Consider the following 20,375-nt stretch of genomic DNA (forward strand, 5'->3'; position numbering starts at 1 on the left):
TCTACGCGCGTAGCGCCCCTATGGCCTGATAGGAGGCCTACGCACCGCGCGACAACGGGGTACGGGGAAAGCCTCCCGCGGGAGAGCCTCCCCGTACCCCGTCGAGCGGACGTAAACCCCTCGGTTACCGCTGCTCAGGGTGTTGCTGTGCTCAGCTGGTCTTGACCTTGATCTCGCCGCTGACGATCTTCTCCTCGGCCGTCTTGATGGCTTCCTGGAGCTCGGCGTTGTCCGCGAACTTCGGGTTGGAGTTCGACAGGCCCACCTCGCCCGTCTTCAGATCGCCACGAACGATACCGGTCTCGGGCTTGCCGTCCTCGACCGACTTCGCCAGGTTGTAGACCGCCTTGGCGACGTCCTTCATCGCCGAGGTCAGGATCGCGTCCTTGTACTTGGCGAGGGCCTCCTGCTTGTACTGGTCGGAGTCGACACCGATCGCCCACACCTTGTTGGCGGCGGCGGCCTCGATGACACCCTGGCCGGAGAGACCGGCGGCCGCGTACACGACGTCCGCCTTCTTCTCGATCTGGCCCTCGGCGGCCGACTTGCCCTTGTCCGGGCTGGAGAAGCCGCCCTCCTCCGCGGTCTGCGTGAGGTACTGGGAGAGGACCTTGACCTTGGGGTTGGTGTCCTTGACGCCCTGCTCGAAACCGGCCTGGAACTTGTGGATCAGCGGGATGTCCACACCGCCCACGAAGCCGACCGTGTTCGTCTTGGTGCTCTTGGCGGCGGCGACACCAGCCAGGTAGGAGGCCTGCTCCTCGGAAAAGACCAGGTCCGCCACGTTCTTCGCCTCGACCGTGGAGTCGTCCACGATGCCGAAGGTGGTGTCCGGGAACTTCTCCGCGGCGCCCTTGACGGCGGCGGCGTACGCGTAGCCGACGCCGATGACCGGGTTGTAGCCCTGCTTGGCCAGCGACACCAGTCGCTGCTCCTTGTCGGCGTCCGTCTCACCCTCGGTGGGCTCGACATCGTCGGTCTGGTAGCCGAATTCCTTCTTCGCCTTCTCCAGGCCCGCGAAGGCGGCGTCGTTGAAGGACTGGTCGCCCTTGCCGCCGACGTCGTACGCGATGGCGAGACCCTTGTCGCCCTGCGCCTTCGACGAGGCCTCGGTCGAGGTGCCGCCACAGGCGGAGAGGGCGAGGGCCAAAGACGCGGTCGCTGCGCCTGCGACCGTGATCCGGGAAATCCGGCGCATGTGTCGTGCTCCTGTCGTACAAGCGCCGGGACGGACAGCCTCACAGCTACGGCGCTGGCTTTCGCCGCAGATTAACGCGCGTAGACCTGCCTGAAAACCCCTTCTGTCCACCTTGTTATCCGGCCGTGGCCAAGTCCACGCGAGCCCTTGACCAAGGGCTCGCCGAGAGCAAAGGGAGGGTGGCGGTGGGTGACGCGGCGGCCGGGCACAGCGAAGCGGGCGAGCATCCCGCGACGCCCGCCCGCTTCCCGGCTGTACGACCTGACCGTGACTACTCGGTCTTGACCTTGATGGAGCCGTCGATGATGCCTTCCTTGGCCTTCGCCACGGCGTCCTTGAGACCCGCGATCTTCGCGAACTCCGGGTTGGCCTCGGACAGGCCGACGCCGTTGACCTTCAGGTCGAAGGTCTGGGTGCCGGTCAGCGGCTTGCCGTCCTCGACGGACTTGGCCAGCGCGTAGACAGCGCCGCCGACGTCCTTGAGGGCGGAGGTCAGGATGGAGTTCTTGTACGCCGACAGCGCGGCCTGCTTGTACTGGTCGGAGTCGACGCCGATCGCCCAGACCTTGGCCTTCGCGGCGGCCTCGATGACGCCCTGACCGGACAGGCCGGCCGCCTGGTAGACGACGTCCGCCTTCTTCTCGATCTGGCCCTCGGCGGCGGCCTTGCCCTTGTCGGGGCTGGCGAAACCGCCCTCCTCCGCGGTCTGCGTCAGGTACTGCGAGACGACCTTGACCTTGCCGCCGCTGGTGTCCTGGACGCCCTGCTTGTAGCCGGCCTCGAACTTGCGGATCAGCGGGATGTCCACGCCGCCCACGAAGCCGACCGTGTTGGTCTTGGTGGCCTTGGCCGCGGCGACACCGGCCAGGTACGAGGCCTGCTCCTCGGCGAAGACGAGGGAGGCGACGTTCTTGCCCTCGACCACCGAGTCGACGATGCCGAAGGTGGTCTTCGGGTACTTCTTGGCCACGGCCTCCATCGCGGGGCCGTAGGCGTAGCCGACACCGATGACCGGGTTGTAGCCCTGCCGCGCCAGCGAGGACAGGCGCTGCTCCTTGTCGGCGTCCGTCTCACCCTCGGTGGGCTCGACATCGTCGGTCTGGTAGCCGAATTCCTTCTTGGCCTTCTCCAGGCCCGCGAAGGCGGCGTCGTTGAAGGACTGGTCGCCCTTGCCGCCGATGTCGTAGGCGATGGCGAGGCCCTTGTCGTCCTTGCCGCCGTCGCTGCCGCCACCGTTGTCACTGCTGGTTCCACCGCACGCCGTGGCGGCGAGCGCGATCGACGCGACCCCCACCGCGACACGGGTCAGTTTGGATGTCCGACGCATCGTGAAGTCCCCATTCTCCAAGCCCCGCAGTGGGTGCTGAGTTCGGCGCACATTAACGCGCGTAGACACTCCTGGGAACCAGGTCTCGCCTTGCCGTTATCCATTCGTTCCGATCGCCGGTCAAGCCCATGTGAACCACCCGATCGAAAGGTGCGCTCGGGGCAGCACACCCTTTCAATCCCGCACGCTGTGTATCGATGGGGCGCCTCAGCGTGAGGCAACTCAAGTATGTAGAGCATCGCTGTCCAGGCTGCCCCGGCGCCACTGTGGTCGCAACCCGGGCAGGGCCGCCGGTCGCCCCGCGTCAAGGCGCGGCGTTGACCGAATGCCGCTGTCGCGGACGCGGCCGCCGACGAGAGCGCGCACGCGCGCCGAGGCCGATCCCGCACGATGCGGCCGCCGGGCGGCCGGTACGGAGACAAGGCGATGCCGTCGCCGAAGTTGCCGAGGAGGCGGGCCCTCGACCCGCTTTGGCTGGATACCGTCGCTCACACTGACCGGCAGAGCGCCTCTCCGGACAAGCCGAAACGGCCCGCCAATCGAATTGGCGAGCCGTCATGAAAGGCCGAGACTGCGATGGATCAACGCGTGTCTGCCCAAGCCCTCACAATATGGCAGTTGTAAGCGTCACCGAAGACTTCCGAGTAGGAGGTGTGCGAATCCCCCGATGCGCGCCTCTTCCAGGGGCCGTAGATGGTGATGGAGTAGGGATAAGTGGGCGAATCGCACTTAGCCGCTACCCGATATGACCCGAATCCCTTCTGGCAACCCGCCCACGCCTGGTTGCCGGCGGCAGACCGACCCACATCACAGTTGGACACGGCTGCCTGCGCGGTGCCGCCGAAGGCGGTCACCAAACCGCCTGCAAGGGCAGCCACCAGGCAGAGTCTCAAGCCCGTCGCATACTTTCTCAAGTCGCTCATTGGAGACCTCACAAGGTCGAGAGAACCCAGCGGATGGAACAACCCATGAACTGGCCCGCACGGCGCAAATAAATCTGCTCCAGCGGGCGATCGAGACATTAGCCAAGCTGATCGGCTACGGCGAGCGAATTTCAGATTCCGCTACTGCTTCGGACAAGAACTGGCCAAGCACGGGGCGAGAGGTGCGGGACTCAGAGCGCGGAGCGGCAGGCACCCGCCCCGCCGCTCCGGCTCTCGGGGCCCGAGCCGAGGTCCCCGCTCGTCTTCGGCTACGCGTCGGTGTCGAGCAGGGCCGCCGCGGTGAAGAGTTCCACGCCGACCTTGATGGCCGACTCGTCGACGTCGAAGTCGCCCTGGTGCAGGTCGCGGCCGATCCGGTCGCCGGGGGTGCGGACGCCGAGGCGGGCCATGGCTCCGGGGACGTGCTCCAGGTACCAGGAGAAGTCCTCGCCGCCGAGGCTCTGCTCGGTGCCGTCGACGGACTCGGCGCCACGGCGGGCGATCATGGCGTCGCGCAGCAGGTCGGCCGCGGACGGGTCGTTGACGACGGGCGGGACGCCGCGGACGTAGTTGATCTCCGACTTGGCGCGGTGGAGGTTGGCGATCTCGTCGATGGCGGCCACCACGAGGTCCGGCGCCTGCCGCCAGGTGTCGAGGTCCAGGCAGCGGACGGTCCCGGAGAGCTCGGCGTGCTGCGGGATGACGTTCGGCGCGTGGCCGGACTCGATCCGGCCCCAGGTCACGGAGAGGCCGCTGCGGGCGTCGGTGCGCCGGGCGACGATCGCGGGCACGTCGGTGACGACCCGCGCGACGGCGGTGACCAGGTCGGTCGTCAGGTGGGGGCGAGCGGTGTGCCCGCCGGGCCCGTCCAGGGCGATCTCGAGGCGGTCGCAGGCCGATGTGATCGGCCCGTGCCGCAGCCCGACCTTCCCGGCGTCCACCTTGGGGTCGCAGTGCACGGCGAGGATCCGGCCCACCCCTTCGAGCACCCCGCACTCGATGGCGTCGGCGGCGCCTCCGGGAAGCACCTCCTCGGCGGGCTGGAAGACCAGGCGGACGGGGCGGGACAGCTGCCCGCGCCGCAGCAGGTCGGCCAGGACCAGCCCGGCGCCGAGCACCACGGTCGTGTGGACGTCGTGGCCGCAGGCGTGGGCCCGGTCGGGCACGGTCGAGCGGTACGGGCACTCACTCTTCGTGTCCGGGATGGGGAGGGCGTCGATGTCGGCGCGCAGGGCGAGTATGGGCCGCTCACCGTCCCACTCCCCGATGTCACAGACGAGGCCGGTTCCGGAGGTGAGCACGCGGGGCTGAAGGCCGGCCTTCTCCAGGCGGGCCTTGATCGCGGCGGTCGTGCGGAACTCCTGGTTGCCGAGCTCCGGGTGCATGTGCAAGTCGCGCCGGAACTCGACGAGTTCCGCACGGAGCGCCTCCGGCAAGGTGCCGGGAAGGGCGGCTTCCCCGGTGTGATCGGCCTCGGACTCTGGGGACATCAGTTGGTTCACCCTCTACAGGGTAGGACGCCGGGGTGGCCAACTCGCCCTCGATCTACAAAAGTTCAACCCGTTGGAGGGAGAAAATCCGGCCGCTCGACGCATGGGCGTGGATGGAGATGGGTAAGTACCTCTTTTCTCTACGCATACCACGCCGGGGACAGAACCGTCGGTTCTGTTCACCTGTCGGGATCGCGCGGTCCCGGTGAACTCCCGGACACCTGTCCGCCGACACCAGGGTGCGGCCTCGACCGCCGAGTACCCCAGGATCCCCGACTTCGTCGAGGCCACCCGTGCCTCGTACGGAGCCATCGCCCCCGCCTACGCGGACCGCTTCTCCGACCGGCCGGCCGACAGCCACCCGCTGGACCGCTCCCTCCGGCGGTCCGGGTCCGTCACCTCCCACCTCGACACGCTCGGCGTGCCGGTCTTCGGCGTCGGCCTCTCCCCGCGCATGGTGGCGCCGGCTCGCCGCGGCCATCCCGAACTGCGGTTCCACGTCGGCTCGATGACGTCGCCGGACCTGCCGGAGGGGACGCTGGGCGGGATCGTCGCGCTGTACTCGGTCATCCGTGTCCCGGACGACCACCTGCCCTCGACGTTCGCCGAGTTCCCCCGCGTGCTGATGCCGGGCGCCCCGGTGCTGCCGGCGTTCCGGTCCGGCGCCGCCGAGGACCGTCTGCGCCTGACCGAGCGCTTCGGCCAGGAGATCGCGCTGGACTGCTGCTGGCGGCCCGCTGACACCGTGATCGCCCACCTCACCGAGGCGGGCCTACGGCTGTCCGCCCGGATCGTGCGGGAGCCCGAGGGCGGGGAGGAACGCCCGCGCGCGGTCCTCCTCGCCGGGAAACCCCCTGCCGGTCCGCGCTGACGCGTGCCGCCGGGCGCCGATCCCTGCCCTCAGCCGGCCGCACGAGCCGTCGGCCCGCGCGCCACCCGGCGCCCCCGCGCGACCGGACCCGTCACCCCGCCCGTCGACCAGCGGGGACCCGCACCACGGGACCACGCTGCCCACCGGCCCGGACCACACCGTTCCGTCCCGACCCCGCTGCCCCACGCCCACCCCCGACCCGCACCTCCCGCGCGATCGGCCCAGGCCGCCAGTCGACGGGCCCTGCACGTCGCGCGTCGGTCCGGTCGCCCTGGGCAGGGAGTCCCGCGCCGAGGCGTCGTCCACCGCGTGCCGCCGTTCCCTGGACCGCCGGTGCGAGGCCCCGGCCGTTAAGGCCTGTTGCGAAAGTGGCGCCTGCCACGCGACGCCCGGCACGCCCTTCGGGCGACGACGCGACTTTCGCGACAGGCCCCTAGACCGCGCTCACCGCCGACAGCCGGTGCACGTCTCGTGCCGTCCCCGTGACGCCCGACAGGAAGCCCTGAGCCCGCGGCGAGGCGCTCTCCGTCAGCCACGCGGGGTCGATGTCGCAGACCGCCACGCGGACATCCGTGCCGGACAGGGCCAGCGGCAGGGTGTGGACCACGGTCGACGGAAAGCTGAGGATCGTGCGGCCGATCGGGCCGCGGCGGGCGATCAGCTCCAGCGGGAGGTCCGGGCGTACGACCTCCAGGCCGGTCTCCACCGCCAGCCGGTGCAGCTTGTCCGCGCTCTCGCGGCGGTGGGCGAAGTAGCGGGCGGCGCCGTGGGCCTTCGCCAGGGAGCGGACGGCCTCCAGGTAGCGGTCGCCGTCCACGACGCCGGTCTCGACGAGGGACGTACCGACCATGTCCGCGCCCTTGGTGATACGGGGCGGGCCGAAGCGGTCGCGGGTCCAGGCGAAGGTGTTGGCGGTGACGGTCACTCCGACCGGGGTCTCCTCCATCGGCATCGAGGAGAAGATCTCGACCCTGCGGTGGTCGCTCGGTGTCAGGCGCTTGCGGGCGGCGGCGGAGACGGGCGCGAAGACCAGGTCGCGGGGGCCGGGGCGGCCGCCCTTGCGGTGCCAGCGGACCAGGCGTTCGCCTCGGGCGAGCTGGGCGACGAACTCCATGGTCGCCGTGCCGTCGTCGACGACGACCAGGTCGCGGGCCTTGGTGATCGTCAGGAGGAGCTGGACGTAGCGGGAGAAGGGGTCGCCCAGGACCACGCGGTCGGCCCGGCGGAGCAGGCCCGCGAGGCCGCCGATCGTCTGGAAGGGAGCGGCCGCGCCGCCCCGCGCCTCCTCCCAGCGGACCTCGTGTCCGTCCTCGCGCGCCAGTTCCGCCATCCGCCGCAGCTGGCCGCGGGTCATGGGGTCGTTCGGGGACAGGACGACGAGGGTGAGCCCCGCGCCGAGGGCGGGCTCGCGGGCATGCGCCCACTCCAGCACGTTCAGGAGCTGTACCGGGCTCTCGACGAAGGCGAGAGTGCGGGGGCCGGTGTTCCCGGCGCGGGGGCTCATCGACGTACGACCGTCCCGTCGTAAGGCGCTCATGCGGCGCTCGTAATCAGCTCGTGTTCCAGCGCGTGTTCCCACGAGCCCGAAGGGCGCCGAGCCCGAGCGCTCCCACTCGGGGCACCCGGAGTCGGCGCACTCGGGCTCGGTGTGTTCCGGCTCAGACCTGGACCGGCTCGCCCGCCGCCGCGGCGATCTCCGCCTCGGCGACCACGCCGGTGACGCGGCGCAGCTTCTTCATCGGGCCGAGCTCGGAGTCGTAGACCTTCTTGACGCCGTCACCGAGGGAGGCCTCGATGGTGCGGATGTCGCGGACCAGGCGCGTGAGGCCCTGCGGCTCCACGGACGCGGCCTGGTCCGAACCCCACATCGCGCGGTCCAGGGTGATGTGGCGCTCGACGAAGACGGCGCCGAGGGCGACGGCCGCCAGCGTGGTCTGCAGGCCGGTCTCGTGGCCGGAGTAGCCGATCGGGACGTTCGGGTACTCCTTCTCCAGCGTGTTGATCACGCGGAGGTTCAGCTCCTCGGCCTTCGCCGGGTAGGTGGAGGTGGCGTGGCACATGACGATGTTGTCCGAGCCGAGGACCTCGACCGCGTGGCGGATCTGCTTCGGCGTCGACATGCCGGTGGAGAGGATGACCGCGCGGCCGGTGGAGCGCAGGGCGCGCAGCAGCTCGTCGTCGGTCAGGGACGCGGACGCCACCTTGTGGGCGGGGACGTCGAACTTCTCCAGGAAGGCGACGGCCTCGGTGTCCCACGGGGAGGCGAACCAGTCGATCCCCTTCTCCTTGCAGTACTCGTCGATCTGGCGGTACTCGTCCTCACCGAACTCCACGCGGTGGCGGTAGTCGATGTAGGTCATCCGGCCCCAGGGGGTGTCGCGCTCGATGTCCCACTGGTCGCGCGGGGTGCAGATCTCCGGCGTGCGCTTCTGGAACTTCACGGCGTCGCAGCCGGCCTCGGCGGCCACGTCGATGAGCTTGAAGGCGTTCTCCAGCTCGCCGTTGTGGTTGATGCCGATCTCGCCGCAGATGTAGACGGGACGACCGGGGCCGACCTCACGCGAACCGAAGGCGCGCAGACGGGAGTTGGTGCTCATGGCAGAAGATGTCCTTACTGGGGGAGGGAATCGAGAGAGGGGCCGAGGATCCAGCTGGCGATCTCTCGGATCGCGCCGTCACCGCCGGGGACGGTGGTGACCGCGCGTGCGGCGCCGCGCACGACGTCGTGGGCGCTCGCGACCGCCACGGGCCAGCCCACGAGGGCGAAGCACGGGAGGTCGTTGACGTCGTTGCCGACGTAGAGCACGCGCTCAGGCGCGATGCCCTGCTCCTCGCACCACTGCTTCAGCGCGAGGTCCTTGCGGTCGATGCCGTGCAGCACGGGAATCCGTAGCTTCCGTGCGCGGGCGGCGACGACCGGGTTCTGCTCCGTGGACAGGATCAGCATCTTCAGGCCGCTCTTGCGCAGGGCGGCGATGCCGAGGCCGTCTCCGCGGTGCACGGAGACGAACTCCTTTCCATCGGCATCGATCAGCACCCGGTCGTCTGTCTGGGTGCCGTCGAAGTCCAGTACGACCGCGTCGATGTCGTCGGCGGTCGGGAGGGCGCCGGGCCGGTCCGCGTCGAACAGCGGTGCCAGGGCGCGGGCGCGGGCGAGGTCGTGCGGGTCGTCGATCTCCAGCACGCGGGCCGGTTCGGTCCGCACGAGTTCGGTGCGGCCGAAGAAGCGGTGCTGGTGCTTGCGGAAGCCGGGCGCGTCCATCGCGTAGGCGGCGCCGGTCTCCAGGAGGTCCTGGGGGCGGTCCTGGCGGCGGGGGCGGAAGGACTTGTCGTGGTTGACGCCGTAGCCGCCGCCGACGGCCGCGTCGGCCTCGGCGACGGAGCCCGCCGTCACCTCGTCCTCGGAGTCACGCCAGATGAAGCCGTGGAAGGGGGCCACGGTCACCGCGGTGTCCGCGCCGTTCTCGACGATCGCCCCCGCCACGCCGTCGATGTCCTCGCGGATGATGAACGGGCTGGTGCACTGCACGAGCAGGACCACGTCCACCGGCGCCCCGTGCAGGGCCTCGTGGGCGTCCATGGCGTGCAGGACGGCGGCCTCCGAGGTGGCGGTGTCGCCGGCGATGGCGGCCGGGCGCAGCACGACCTCGGCGCCGGCCTCGCGGGCGGCGGCGGCGATGGCCTGGTCGTCGGTGGAGACGACGACGTCGGTCACCAGCCGGGCGGCGAGGCACTCGCGCACCGCGCGGGCCACCAGCGGGACGCCGCCGACGGGGAGGAGGTTCTTCGCGGGTACGCCCTTGGAGCCGCCGCGCGCGGGAATCACCGCGAGCACCCGGCGCACCGAAGCGCCTTGGCCCGCTTCCGGGTTGGACATGGGTTCTGCTCCTTGACGTCCTTGACGTGGTATCGGGCGGCTCACAGCTCCCCCATCCGCCGGATGACGGGCGCCACGCGCTGCACGCCGTGCCGGTAGGCGCCGCGTGCCGCCCGGCGCACGATCTGCCGGACCGGGCCGGGCTCCTTGTCGTGCGCGGGGGCGCCGGGCAGCGGGCTGCCGTCGGGGCCGAGGTGGTGGCGGGCGAGGATGCCGGGCAGATAGCCGGGCGCGGTGGCGGGGGTGTAGTACGGCGTGAGGGCGGGCAGTCCGGCGGGGCGGTCCAGCAGCTTGGCGATGCGCTCGCGGGCGGCGTCGAAGGCGGTGGCGTACGTGCCGTCGGCGCACACGCCCTGCCGGGCCACCCACTCCTCGTCGGCCACCGGCCGGTGCCCGTCGTCGAGCTGGTCCCAGGAGGCGAGGCAGCCGGAGCCGACGAAGTGGTGGTTGCCGAGCACCTCGCGCACGCCGAGGTCGGTGAGGACGACGGTGGGGACACGGCGGTGCAGCGACTCCAGCGCGGCCGTGGAGCTGATGGTGACCAGCAGGTCGGTGCGGTCGAGGACCTCGCCCATGTTCCCGTACACCAGGCGGAAGTTGGCGGGCGGGTCGAGGCGCTGCACCAGCTTCTGGTAGGGCAACTCCTCGATGTGCGTGGTGTGTTCGCCCGGCTTGGAGCGCAGCTTCAGCAGCACCTCGCGCTCGGGGTGCTTGCGGGCGTGCTGGATGAGGCGGTTCAGCAGGTAGGTACGGTCCCTGCGGTTGTCCGGCACGGAGGGCTGGGCGGCGAAGACCACGGTGTAGGGGTCGTGCTCGCCCGTGTAGGGCTCCCCGCCGAGGAACGGCAGCGCCACCTCGGTCACCGCGGAGGCGTCGGCGCCGACCCCGTCGTACACCGCGCGGAAGCGCTCGGCGTCCTGGCGGGAGTTGGCGAGGACGAGGTCCGCGCCGTGCCGCAGCAGCAGACCGTCGGCGAGCTTCTCGTAGACGACGCCGACATAGCCGGTGACGACCACGGGGCGCCGGGGCTGCCCCTCCCAGACCCGCTTCAGACCGTGCAGCACGGCCTGCACGCCGCCGCCGACGAGGGCGACGACCAGGATGTCGTACGACTCCTGCGCCATGGTGCGCAGGAACTCGACGGCGGTCACCTCACGGAGGGAGTCGGCGTGGACGCCGACCTCCTGGAGCTGGCGTGGGGTGGGGGTGGCCCGGCCACGCAGCAGGAAACCGTCCAGCACGGGGCCGACTTGCGTGGCGCCTCGCGGTCCGGCTTCCATGGACGGGCCCGGAGCGATGCGTGTGGCGGTCAGCGCACCCCATTTCCAGCGGGTGTCGGAGTCCGCGAGGACTGCGATGCGGAGGGACTTCGGTGTACTTGGCGGCACGACGAAGACGCTAGGAAGCAATTTCTAGGTGTGGCCCAACCGCGATTCAACGAAAAGTTAACAACAGCCCACCGAGAGCCGAACTGGGCCGTCAACTACCGGAAAGCACACGCGATGCACCGTTCCGACACACTGAGTTCACCCGCCGTACCCTCACCGGAAAACTCCCCTGCCGGGCAGCCTCCTAAGGTTTTGCAGGTGCCAAAGCTTTCCGTGATCGTGCCGTTCTACAACGTGCAGCAATATGCCCCGGACACCCTCACAAGCCTTCGAATGAATGCGCACCGCGACTTCGAGTTCGTGTTGGTGAACGACAGATCGAAGGACGAGACCCCGGCCATTCTCGACCGCGCGGCCGACGAGCTCGCGGACGTCGCGCAGGTACGGGTCATCCACCACGAGGAGAACGGAGGGCTCGCCACCGCGCGCAACACCGGTCTCGACGCGGCGCGGGGCGAGTACCTGACGTTCCTGGACGGCGACGACTGGCTCGCCCCCGGCTACCTCCACGAACTTGTCACGGCCATCGAGGAGTTGGGCTGCGACTTCATCCGCACCGACCATGTGCAGGCCACCGCGCGGGCCCGTTCCGTGCACCGGGTCCCGGTCGGACGGCGCAACGAGGTGCTGAACCCGCGCGAGGCGATCCTGCCCGCCGACCGCACGACGTCCGTGGACTACGCCTACGCCTGGGCTGGCGCCTACCACCGCCGTCTGCTCGACAAGGGCCTGCTGCACTTCACCCACGGGCTGCGCACGGCCGAGGACCGGCCGTGGATCTGGAAGCTGCACCGCGAGGCGGAGTCGTTCGCCGCGGTGAGCCTGCTGGGTGTGTTCTACCGGCGCGGGGTCGCTTCGTCCCTCACCCAGATCGGCGACGCCCGTCAGCTCGACTTCATCCGCGCCTTCGACCAGGTCGTCGAGGAGACGGCCGCGGACCCGGACGCCGACAGGCTGCTGCCCAAGGCGGTGCGTACGTACTGCGCGATCATCGCCCACCATCTCTCCGACGAGGCCAAGTGGGAGCCGGCCGTGGCCAAGCAGCTGCGGTCGATGAGCGCGGCGGCGATCCAGCGCATGCCGCAGGACGCGCTCAGGGACGTTCTGGACACCATGGACCTGCGCCGCTCCACCAAGCTGCGGCGGCTGCGGCGCCGGGTCACCACAGCGAAGGCGGCCGCGTGATGCCCCGTACCACCCAGATCTTCTGCGCCTCGACGCTGTACGGCGTCGCCACGTTGGCCGCCGCGATCGACTCCGACCTCTTCGAGGAGGCGGAGCGGCGCGTGCTGCTGGTGTTCAACAACTCCGCGACGCCGGAGACCACGACGCCCCTCGACGCCATGCCCGGTTTCGAGCCGTTGCGCTCCCACTTCGACGACGTGCTGTCCTGGAACGAGGCCATCCGCCCGTTCCACCCCGGCGCCTGGACGCCGCGCACCGACGACATCCCCCTCTTCGAGCGCTATCTGCGGCTGCTGTGGGGCCTCGGCGACGACCGTGTCGAGCTGGTCCTGGAGTCCATCCAGGTCACGCCCGCCCTCACGGTGGCCCAGCTGTTCACCGGCGCCCCGATCGACGTCTACGCCGACGGCCTGATGAGCTACGGCCCCACACGCAACAAGCTCGACCCGCTGGTCGGCACGCGCGTACGGCGGCTGCTGCACCTGGACCTGGTGCCGGGGCTCACGCCGCTGCTGCTGACCGAGTTCGACGTGCCGCCGCAGCAGGTGCCGACGCCCGCCTTCCTGAAGGTGATGAGCGAACTCACCGCGGCCATACCGGCATTGCCCGAGCTGCCGGACAACGCGGCGCTGCTGCTCGGCCAGTACCTGTCCGCGCTGAACATCCTCTCCGTCCAGGAGGAGGAGGACCTGCACGTGCGGATGATGCGGGGCGCGGTCGCCCGCGGTCACCGCTCGGTCGTCTTCAAGCCGCACCCCACGGCGCCGGCCCGATTCAGCCGCGCCCTGGAGGCCGAGGCCGAGAAGCTGGACGTGGAGCTCACGGTCCTGGACACGCCCGTGCTCGCCGAGGTGCTGTTCGACAAGGCCCGGCCCGGCCTGGTGGTCGGCTGCTTCTCGACGGCACTGTTCACGGCCTCTTCCTTCTACGACCTTCCGGTCGCCCGCATCGGCACCGAGCCCCTCCTCGACCGGCTCACGCCCTACCAGAACAGCAACCGTGTCCCGGCCGTGCTGGCCGACGCGGTGCTGCCGGACCTCGAGTCCCGCGAGGGCGAGGACGCCGTCCCGGGTGAGGACCTGAACGGGCTGGTCACCGCCGTGGGCTTCTCCATGCAGCCGCAGATCCACCCCGGCCTGCGCCCGGCGGCGGAACGTTACCTGGCGAAGCACTTCGGCCCGCGCACCCAGCGCTATTTCAAGCGCAAGCGGCTGACCTCTCTCGGGCTGCCCGGCGGTATCCCGCAGCGGCTGTCCTTCCTGCCCCGCAACTCCACGGCTCGCAGGGTGGTGCGGCGGGCGCGGGCGCTGAAGAAGGCCGTTCGCCGTTGAACCGGCCGAAGGCGTTGCTTTCACGGTGAGGCGGGGCGGTGCCCTCAGTATCCCGGACACCGCCCAACCGATCCCCGCCTTTACTGCGGTGACCGCGGCATGGGCGGATGTTGGGAAAATCCAGAAACCGAAAACGACGTCCAGGTGAACGCCTCGGGACCGGGCGGAGAATGGTTGGGCGGTCAACGAGGTGCTTTCTGCAATTCGGACTAGTGTGCTGGGGCGCCCACAGGAATGTGAGGACGCGTCCGCAGAAACAGCCGAGCCTCAGCGCCGCCCGTCGAGGGGATTTTCGTGACCAGCATGACCGTCCGCCCGGCCCCCGAACCGACCCGGCGGCCGGCACCGGCACGGCCGCACCGTGTGCCCCGGCTGCGGGCCCTGGACGGGTTGCGGCTGGTGGCCGCGCTGATGGTGGCGGCGTACCACTACGGCGGTCGCGACGGTGACGTCACCCAGGCGTGGGGCAGCTCGCCCAAGGAGCAGTTCCCGACGCTGCACACGTACTTCGCCTACGGCCCCCTCGGCGTCCACATCTTCTTCGTCATCAGCGGGTTCGTGATCTGCATGAGCGGCTGGGGCCGGCCCCTGCGGTCGTTCTTCGCCTCCCGCGCCTCCCGGCTGCTGCCCGCCTACTGGGTGGCGGTCGTCCTGGTGACGGCGGTGTTCGCCCTGCCGGTGGTCGCCTACAAGGCGGTGTCGCCGAGCGACGCGCTGCTGAACCTGACGCTGCTCCAGTACCCCCTCGGCGTGGACCGGGTGCTGGGGGTGTGCTGGACGCTGTGGGTGGAGGTCAGGTTCTACGCGCTGTTCGCGCTGTGCGTCGTGCTGCCCGGGGTGAACCGGCAGCGCGTCATCCTCTTCTGTACGGTCTGGACGCTGGCGGCGGCGGTCGCGCAGAGCGCGCAGGAGCCGCTGCTGGACGTCGTGGTGATGCCCGAGTACGCCCCGTTCTTCATCGGCGGCATAGGCCTCTACCTCGTCCACCGCGACCGGCGGGACGCCTACGCCTGGGGCATCGTGGCCGTGAGCTTCCTGGTCGGGCAGCACTACGCGGTCAAGAACCTGTGGAACGCCACCGACCCGAACGCCTTCGCCCACCGCACGTCCTTCGGCATCGTGCTGGTCGTCGCCTTGGGCTTCCTCGCGGTCGCCGCGATCGCGCTGGGCTGGCTGAACTGGGCGAACTGGCGCTGGCTGACGGTGGCGGGGGCGCTGACGTACCCGTTCTACCTGGTCCATGAGCACCTCGGCTGGGTGGTGATCCACACCCTGCACCGCGACCTGGGCCTGCCGTCGGCGGAGACCTTCGCCCTGACGACCGGCCTGATGCTCCTGCTGGCATGGCTGCTCCACCGCTGGGTGGAGAAGCCGCTGACGCCGCGACTGCGGGCGGTGCTGGCGAAGGCGCGCTGAACTGTTCACGCGACGTTCAACCGGGCGTCGGTTCGAGCGCCGCCCAGAGAGAAGGCTCGTGGCATGGCCAACGCACAAGCGACCGACAAGTATCCCGGCGAGCTCAAGGACGTCCCCGGCTGGTTCCCGCCCCTGGACCAGGTGCTGTTCACCTGGTTCCTCGACCAGCAGGAGAAGAAGGGGATGCGGGGCGACCTGCTGGAACTGGGCGCCTACCTGGGCAAGAGCGCGATCCTTCTGGGCCACCATCTGCGGGACGGCGAGAAGTTCACCGTGTGCGACCTGTTCGAGGGCGACGCCCCGGACGGTCCCAACCAGGCCGAGACCACGAAGTCGTACTCCTCCCTCACCCAACAGGCCTTCGAGCGGAACTACCTCTCCTTCCACGACACCCTGCCGACGGTGATCCAGGCGCCCAGCTCCGTGATCAGCAAGGAAGTCGACCCCGGCACCTGCCGCTTCGTCCACATCGACGCCTCTCACCTTTACGAGCACGTCCGCGACGACATCGCGGCGGCGCGTGAACTCCTGCTCCCCGACGGCATCGTGGTCCTCGACGACTTCCGCTCCGAGCACACGCCGGGCGTCTCCGTGGCGACCTGGGAGGCCGTGCTGAACCGGGGGCTGCGCCCGGTGTGCCTCAGCACGCAGAAGCTGTACGGCACCTGGGGCGATCCGGAGCCCTTGCAGGAGGAGCTGCTCGCGATGATCCGGGAGCGCACGGATGTCGGCCTGAGCGTGCAGGAGGCCGCCGGTCACCGTCTGATCCGCACCCGCGCCAAGGGCATACAGCCGCCGCCGTTCCCGCGCTCCCGGCACTACGCGGAACCCGCGCCGCGCAATCCCCCTGCCTCCGAACGGCGAGCCGCCCCCGCGCCCGCACGTCGCCGTTCCCTGGTCCGGCGCATCGGCGCGGACGTGCTGCCGCCGATCGTCACCCGGGCGGTACGGCGGGCACGGGCGAGCCGCCGTTAGCCGGTTCCGAGCGCACCCGCCCCACACTCGCTCCTCCTGCGGGACACCCGCGGTTCATCCGCAGCCCCTGAGATAGGGGAGGGCACGGCGCGAGCGCGAGAGAAAGGTGTCACTGTGCGAGACCCCCGGATTGCTGCGATCGGCAAGGGACTCAAGCGCCGAGGAAGACTGATGAAGGAGGCGGTGAGCCCTCCTCGCCGAGGCATGGACGCCATTCCCTCGCCTCGGCCGGCCATGGACTCCTACACCGCTCCGCCGGCCCCGCGCCTGGTGGAGTCGCCGGTCTTCGTGCTGTCCTCGGTGCGCTCCGGATCGACCCTGCTGCGGATGCTGCTGAACAGCCACAGCCAGATCCGGGCCCCGCACGAGATGCACCTGCGCACCGTGCACGTCCACCTGTCCCGCGAGTTCACCGCGGACGCCATGAAGGAGCTCCACCTCGACAAGAACGAGCTGGAGCACGTGCTGTGGGACCGGGTGCTGCACCTCGAACTCACCCGCAGCGGCAAGGACGTCATCGTCGACAAGACCCCGCCGAACACCCTCATGTGGCCCCGGCTGCGACGATGTTGGCCGCGGGCACGCCATATCGTCCTGCTGCGGCACCCCGCCGCGGTCATCACGTCCCTGACCAACCGCCGGTCGGATCCCGACCACGAGGCCATCCGCGCCGAAGTCCTCGGCTACTGCGAGAAGTTGGAGGAGGCACGACAGAACCTCGCCGCCCATGTGATCACCTACGAGGAGCTGACCGCCGAGCCGGAGCGGGTGACCCGCGGCATCTGCGCGTATCTCGACGTCCCCTGGGAGCCCGGCATGCTCGATTACGGCAGCAAGGACCACGGCGTTCTCCGCCCGCAACTGGGCGACTGGTCCAGCACCATCAGGTCCGGCCGCGTCCAGCCCGCCCACACGGCCGACACGAGCGTCGAACTCCCGGAACGCCTGAAGGAACTCGCCCAGGCGTGGGGGTACCCCGCCTGAACGGCGGCGGGCTGTGCTGGCCGATCAGCCGTCGAGGAGGGTGTCCACCGAGAGTTCGACGCGGACGCCGACGGACTCCGGCACGGGCACGCTCTGGCCACGCTTGAAGTGCCGGGGGGCGGCGTACGCGCCGTCCTCCGGGTCGGTGTAGAGGAGCACTTCGTCGTGCTTGCGGTCTGCGATGAGGTAGACCGGGATGCCTGCCTGGGCATAGCACTCGACTTTGGGACCGAGGTCGTCCGACCAGTTGGACGACGTCACTTCCACGACCATGCGGAAAACGTTCGGCGCGTAGTAGTTCTTCGTGACATGGGCGTCGCGGAAGTCCGGGTCGACGACGGAGAAGTCGGGGATCGCGAAGTCCGCGGGCAGTGTGGGCAGCCAGAGCCCGACGCCCTGGACGTACTCGTACCCCGCCTCGACGAGCCCCGCCCGATCGAAGGCCCTGCCGAGTTTCGTCAGCGACAGGGCATGCGAACCATCCGGCGGCGGTGTCACAGTGAGCCTCCCCTGGAGAATCTCCACGCGGTGGCCAGGCAGTGCGCGGGCGAGCTGATCGGCAGCCTCGCTCAGGGTCAGCTCCTGCTGCAGTACGGCCATGGCGTCCTCCTTTTCGGGGCCCACTCTCCACGAGCGTAACCGGGGACATGCGGTTCCCGCCCCCGATCACTCGTACGAAGTAATCGCCCAGCTCAGAACGCGTCCGAGGGCACATAGGTCCCCCAAACCCCTCGCAGGGCGTCGCACACCTCCCCCACGGTCGCCCGCGCCCGCAGCGCCTCCTTCATGGGGTACAGGACGTTGTCCTCCCCCTCCGCCGCCTTCTTCAGCGCGGCCAGCGCCGAGTCCACCGCCGCCCGGTCCCGCTCGGCCCGCAGCTTCGCGAGCCGCCGCGCCTGCCGGGCCTCGATGGCGGGGTCGACACGGAGCGGCTCGTACGGCTCCTCCTCGTCCATCTGGAAGCGGTTGACACCGACGACCACCCGCTCGCCGGAGTCGGTCTCCTGGGCGATCCGGTAGGCGCTGCGCTCGATCTCGTTCTTCTGGAAGCCGTGCTCGATGGCCGCCACCGCGCCGCCGAGGTCCTCGACCCGTCGCATGAGGTCGACCGCCGCCGCCTCGACGTCGTCCGTCATCCTCTCGATGGCGTACGAGCCCGCGAAGGGGTCGACCGTCGCCGTCACGTCCGTCTCGTGGGCGAGGACCTGCTGCGTACGCAACGCCAACCGCGCGCTCTTGTCCGTCGGCAGCGCGATCGCCTCGTCGAAGGAGTTGGTGTGCAGGGACTGGGTGCCGCCGAGCACCGCCGCCAGGCCCTGGACGGCGACGCGCACCAGGTTCACCTCCGGCTGCTGGGCGGTCAGCTGCACACCGGCCGTCTGCGTGTGGAACCGCAGCATCAGCGACTTGGGGTTCTTCGCGCCGAACTCCTCCCGCATCACCCGGGCCCAGATGCGGCGCGCGGCACGGAACTTGGCGACCTCTTCGAGGATCGTCGTACGGGCGACGAAGAAGAAGGACAGGCGGGGCGCGAAGTCGTCCACGTCCATGCCGGCCGCGACGGCCGTGCGCACGTACTCGATGCCGTCCGCCAGGGTGAAGGCGATCTCCTGCACGGGCGACGCGCCCGCCTCGGCCATGTGGTAGCCGGAGATCGAGATCGTGTTCCACTTCGGGATCTCGGCCTTGCAGTACTGGAAGATGTCGGCGGTCAGCCGCAGGGACGGCTTCGGCGGGAAGATGTAGGTCCCGCGCGCGATGTACTCCTTCAGCACGTCGTTCTGGATCGTGCCGGTGAGCTGGGCCGCCGGGACGCCCTGCTCCTCCGCCACCAGTTGGTACAGCAGGAGCAGCAGCGCGGCCGGCGCGTTGATCGTCATCGACGTCGACACCTTGTCCAGCGGGATCCCGCCGAACAGCACCCGCATGTCGTCGATGGAGTCGATGGCCACGCCCACCTTGCCGACCTCGCCGTGGGCGATCGGCGCGTCGGAGTCGTGGCCCATCTGGGTGGGCAGGTCGAAGGCGACCGACAGGCCCATCGTGCCGTGCGCGATCAGGTCGCGATAGCGGGCGTTGGACTCCGTCGCCGTGCCGAAGCCGGCGTACTGCCGCATCGTCCAGGGGCGGCCGGTGTACATCGTGGGGTACACGCCGCGGGTGAAGGGGTACGAGCCCGGCTCGCCCAGCTTCTCGGCCGCGTCCCAGCCGGTCAGCGCGTCCGGCCCGTAGACCGGCTCGATGGGCAGTCCGGACTCCGACTCACGCGCCATGGTGTGCCTCCGCGATGCTCGGCTCTCTTACTCGCCAGTACAGAACGGCCTCGCCACGGACTGTAGCGGCGGCCGTGCGCCCGATGCAGGGCCCCTTCCTGGGACCTTGCTCACAGCACCCGTTCTGCTGCGTTCTGCTGCGTTCTCTGTGTCCAACCATGCCGCGTAGTTCGCAACCGGTCACGCGCGGGGAACATCTCAGGTGACATCAGGGCGGTCGGGGGCGGCCGCGGTGAGACGCCGGGGGTCGGGATGCGTACCAGGGACATGGGGCGGATGTGCGGCGGGAGAGGGCGGGGGAGCCGTACGGGTCGCGTGCGCGTGGGGAGATCGACGGCCGTGCTCGCCTCGGGCGCCGCGCTCGCGGTGCTGTGCGGCTGCACGGTGCGGGCAGCGGGCGAGGAGCAGCGCTCGCCGGTACGCATCGAGGTCCCGAGCGGCACGCCGTCCCCGAAGGCCGCCCCACCCGACGACAAACCGAGCGCCTCGGCCCCGCCCGCGGCACCGGCAGTGCTGTGGTCGCGGGGCGACGAGGGCCGTGACATACGCGAGCTCCAGGCCCGTCTGCGGCAGATCGCCTGGCTTTTCGACGGGCCGACCGGGACCTACGACGATCTGACCGAGCAGGCGGTCAAGGGGTTCCAGGGCAAACGGGGACTGCCGAAGACGGGGAAGACCGACGAGGTCACCTGGCAGCGGCTGCTGAAGATGACGCGCGAACCGGGCAAGTGGGACCTGTATCTGATGGGCGGCCAGCCGGCCGACGCGCCGGACGCGCGGTGCCTGACCGGCCGGGTGCTGTGCGTCAGCAAGTCGAGCCGGACGCTGCGCTGGATGATCGACGGGCGGACGGTGCTGACGGTGCCGGTGCGGTTCGGCTCGCAGTACACCCCGACGCGCGAAGGTGTGTTCAGCGTCTACTGGAAGTCCCGGCACCATGTGTCGACGCTCTATGACTCGCCGATGCCGTACGCGATGTTCTTCAGCGGCGGTCAGGCGGTGCACTACTCGTCCGACTTCGCGGCGACGGGTTACGCCGGTGCCTCCAACTGCGCGACGACCTCCTCGGCGTCTTCGGCGATCCGGCCAAGACCGGCAAGCCGGTCGGTGACGACATACGGGAGGGCAAGGCCACCG

Annotated in this window: 15 protein-coding genes and 2 pseudogenes; 8 read left to right on the forward strand and 9 right to left on the reverse strand. The window is 70.1% G+C overall.

Features of this window, described 5'->3' with window-relative positions; translation table 11 throughout:
* Positions 1–151 precede the first annotated feature (151 nt).
* The 3 genes from ABZ078_RS26345 to ABZ078_RS26355 form a co-directional block, all read right to left on the reverse strand.
* Complete coding sequence (locus ABZ078_RS26345; RefSeq protein ID WP_356579059.1) at positions 152–1,198, reverse strand: BMP family ABC transporter substrate-binding protein; 1,047 nt, start codon at positions 1,196–1,198, stop codon at positions 152–154.
* A 271-nt stretch (positions 1,199–1,469) separates the two neighbouring features.
* A complete protein-coding gene (locus ABZ078_RS26350) occupies positions 1,470–2,525 on the reverse strand; it encodes a BMP family ABC transporter substrate-binding protein (protein ID WP_356579061.1) in 1,056 nt (351 codons plus the stop codon).
* A gap of 1,192 nt (positions 2,526–3,717) precedes the next feature.
* Positions 3,718–4,938: a M20 family metallopeptidase gene (locus ABZ078_RS26355; RefSeq protein ID WP_356579098.1), complete on the reverse strand. Its 1,221-nt coding sequence runs from the start codon at positions 4,936–4,938 to the stop codon at positions 3,718–3,720.
* 205 nt (positions 4,939–5,143) lie between these two features.
* On the opposite strand from ABZ078_RS26355, the gene ABZ078_RS26360 reads away from it, so the two are divergent.
* Positions 5,144–5,809 carry a class I SAM-dependent methyltransferase gene (locus ABZ078_RS26360; protein WP_356579062.1) on the forward strand — a complete coding sequence of 222 codons (666 nt, stop codon included), beginning with the start codon at positions 5,144–5,146 and terminating at the stop codon, positions 5,807–5,809.
* A 433-nt stretch (positions 5,810–6,242) separates the two neighbouring features.
* Here ABZ078_RS26360 and ABZ078_RS26365 read toward each other — a convergent pair whose 3' ends face one another.
* The 4 genes from ABZ078_RS26365 to ABZ078_RS26380 form a co-directional block, all read right to left on the reverse strand.
* Complete coding sequence (locus ABZ078_RS26365; RefSeq protein ID WP_356579099.1) at positions 6,243–7,313, reverse strand: hypothetical protein; 1,071 nt, start codon at positions 7,311–7,313, stop codon at positions 6,243–6,245.
* A 154-nt stretch (positions 7,314–7,467) separates the two neighbouring features.
* The gene (locus ABZ078_RS26370) at positions 7,468–8,406 is read right to left on the reverse strand and encodes an N-acetylneuraminate synthase family protein (RefSeq protein WP_356579064.1); all 939 of its coding nucleotides are present in this window, start codon (positions 8,404–8,406) and stop codon (positions 7,468–7,470) included.
* Positions 8,407–8,420: 14 nt separating this feature from the next.
* Positions 8,421–9,686 (reverse strand): N-acylneuraminate cytidylyltransferase, encoded by a 1,266-nt coding sequence (locus ABZ078_RS26375; protein WP_356579066.1) that lies wholly within the window; start codon positions 9,684–9,686, stop codon positions 8,421–8,423.
* Between the two features lie 41 nt (positions 9,687–9,727).
* Positions 9,728–11,074 carry a DUF6716 putative glycosyltransferase gene (locus tag ABZ078_RS26380; protein WP_356579068.1) on the reverse strand — a complete coding sequence of 449 codons (1,347 nt, stop codon included), beginning with the start codon at positions 11,072–11,074 and terminating at the stop codon, positions 9,728–9,730.
* Positions 11,075–11,272: 198 nt separating this feature from the next.
* Between ABZ078_RS26380 and ABZ078_RS26385 the strand changes: the two genes are divergently transcribed.
* From ABZ078_RS26385 to ABZ078_RS26405, 5 genes are all read left to right on the forward strand, one after another.
* Entirely contained in the window at positions 11,273–12,259 is a 987-nt protein-coding gene (locus tag ABZ078_RS26385; protein WP_356579070.1) for a glycosyltransferase family 2 protein, read from the forward strand.
* Positions 12,259–13,590, forward strand: coding sequence for an alpha-2,8-polysialyltransferase family protein (locus ABZ078_RS26390; RefSeq protein WP_356579072.1), 1,332 nt, complete (start codon positions 12,259–12,261; stop codon positions 13,588–13,590). Before ABZ078_RS26385 ends, ABZ078_RS26390 begins: the two co-directional genes overlap by 1 nt.
* Positions 13,591–13,893: 303 nt before the next feature.
* Positions 13,894–15,006 carry an acyltransferase gene (locus ABZ078_RS26395; RefSeq protein ID WP_356579101.1) on the forward strand — a complete coding sequence of 371 codons (1,113 nt, stop codon included), beginning with the start codon at positions 13,894–13,896 and terminating at the stop codon, positions 15,004–15,006.
* A gap of 63 nt (positions 15,007–15,069) precedes the next feature.
* Positions 15,070–15,981, forward strand: a complete 912-nt coding sequence (locus ABZ078_RS26400) for a class I SAM-dependent methyltransferase (protein WP_356579074.1) — start codon at positions 15,070–15,072, stop codon at positions 15,979–15,981.
* Positions 15,982–16,152: 171 nt separating this feature from the next.
* Positions 16,153–16,965 (forward strand): sulfotransferase, encoded by an 813-nt coding sequence (locus tag ABZ078_RS26405; RefSeq protein ID WP_356579076.1) that lies wholly within the window; start codon positions 16,153–16,155, stop codon positions 16,963–16,965.
* Positions 16,966–16,989: 24 nt separating this feature from the next.
* On the opposite strand, the gene ABZ078_RS26410 is transcribed toward ABZ078_RS26405, so the two are convergent.
* Positions 16,990–17,565 (reverse strand): Uma2 family endonuclease, encoded by a 576-nt coding sequence (locus ABZ078_RS26410; protein ID WP_356579078.1) that lies wholly within the window; start codon positions 17,563–17,565, stop codon positions 16,990–16,992.
* Positions 17,566–17,657: 92 nt separating this feature from the next.
* Complete coding sequence (locus ABZ078_RS26415; protein WP_356579080.1) at positions 17,658–19,238, reverse strand: methylmalonyl-CoA mutase family protein; 1,581 nt, start codon at positions 19,236–19,238, stop codon at positions 17,658–17,660.
* Between the two features lie 276 nt (positions 19,239–19,514).
* Between ABZ078_RS26415 and ABZ078_RS26420 the strand changes: the two are divergent.
* Both ABZ078_RS26420 and ABZ078_RS26425 read left to right on the forward strand, forming a co-directional pair.
* A pseudogene (locus tag ABZ078_RS26420) lies at positions 19,515–20,288 on the forward strand (L,D-transpeptidase family protein); the annotation flags it as partial.
* A pseudogene (locus ABZ078_RS26425) lies at positions 20,285–20,375 on the forward strand (polyprenyl synthetase family protein); the annotation flags it as partial. The pseudogenes ABZ078_RS26420 and ABZ078_RS26425, both read left to right, overlap by 4 nt.

Source organism: Streptomyces sp. NPDC006385 (genome assembly GCF_040612485.1).
Taxonomy (GTDB): domain Bacteria; phylum Actinomycetota; class Actinomycetes; order Streptomycetales; family Streptomycetaceae; genus Streptomyces.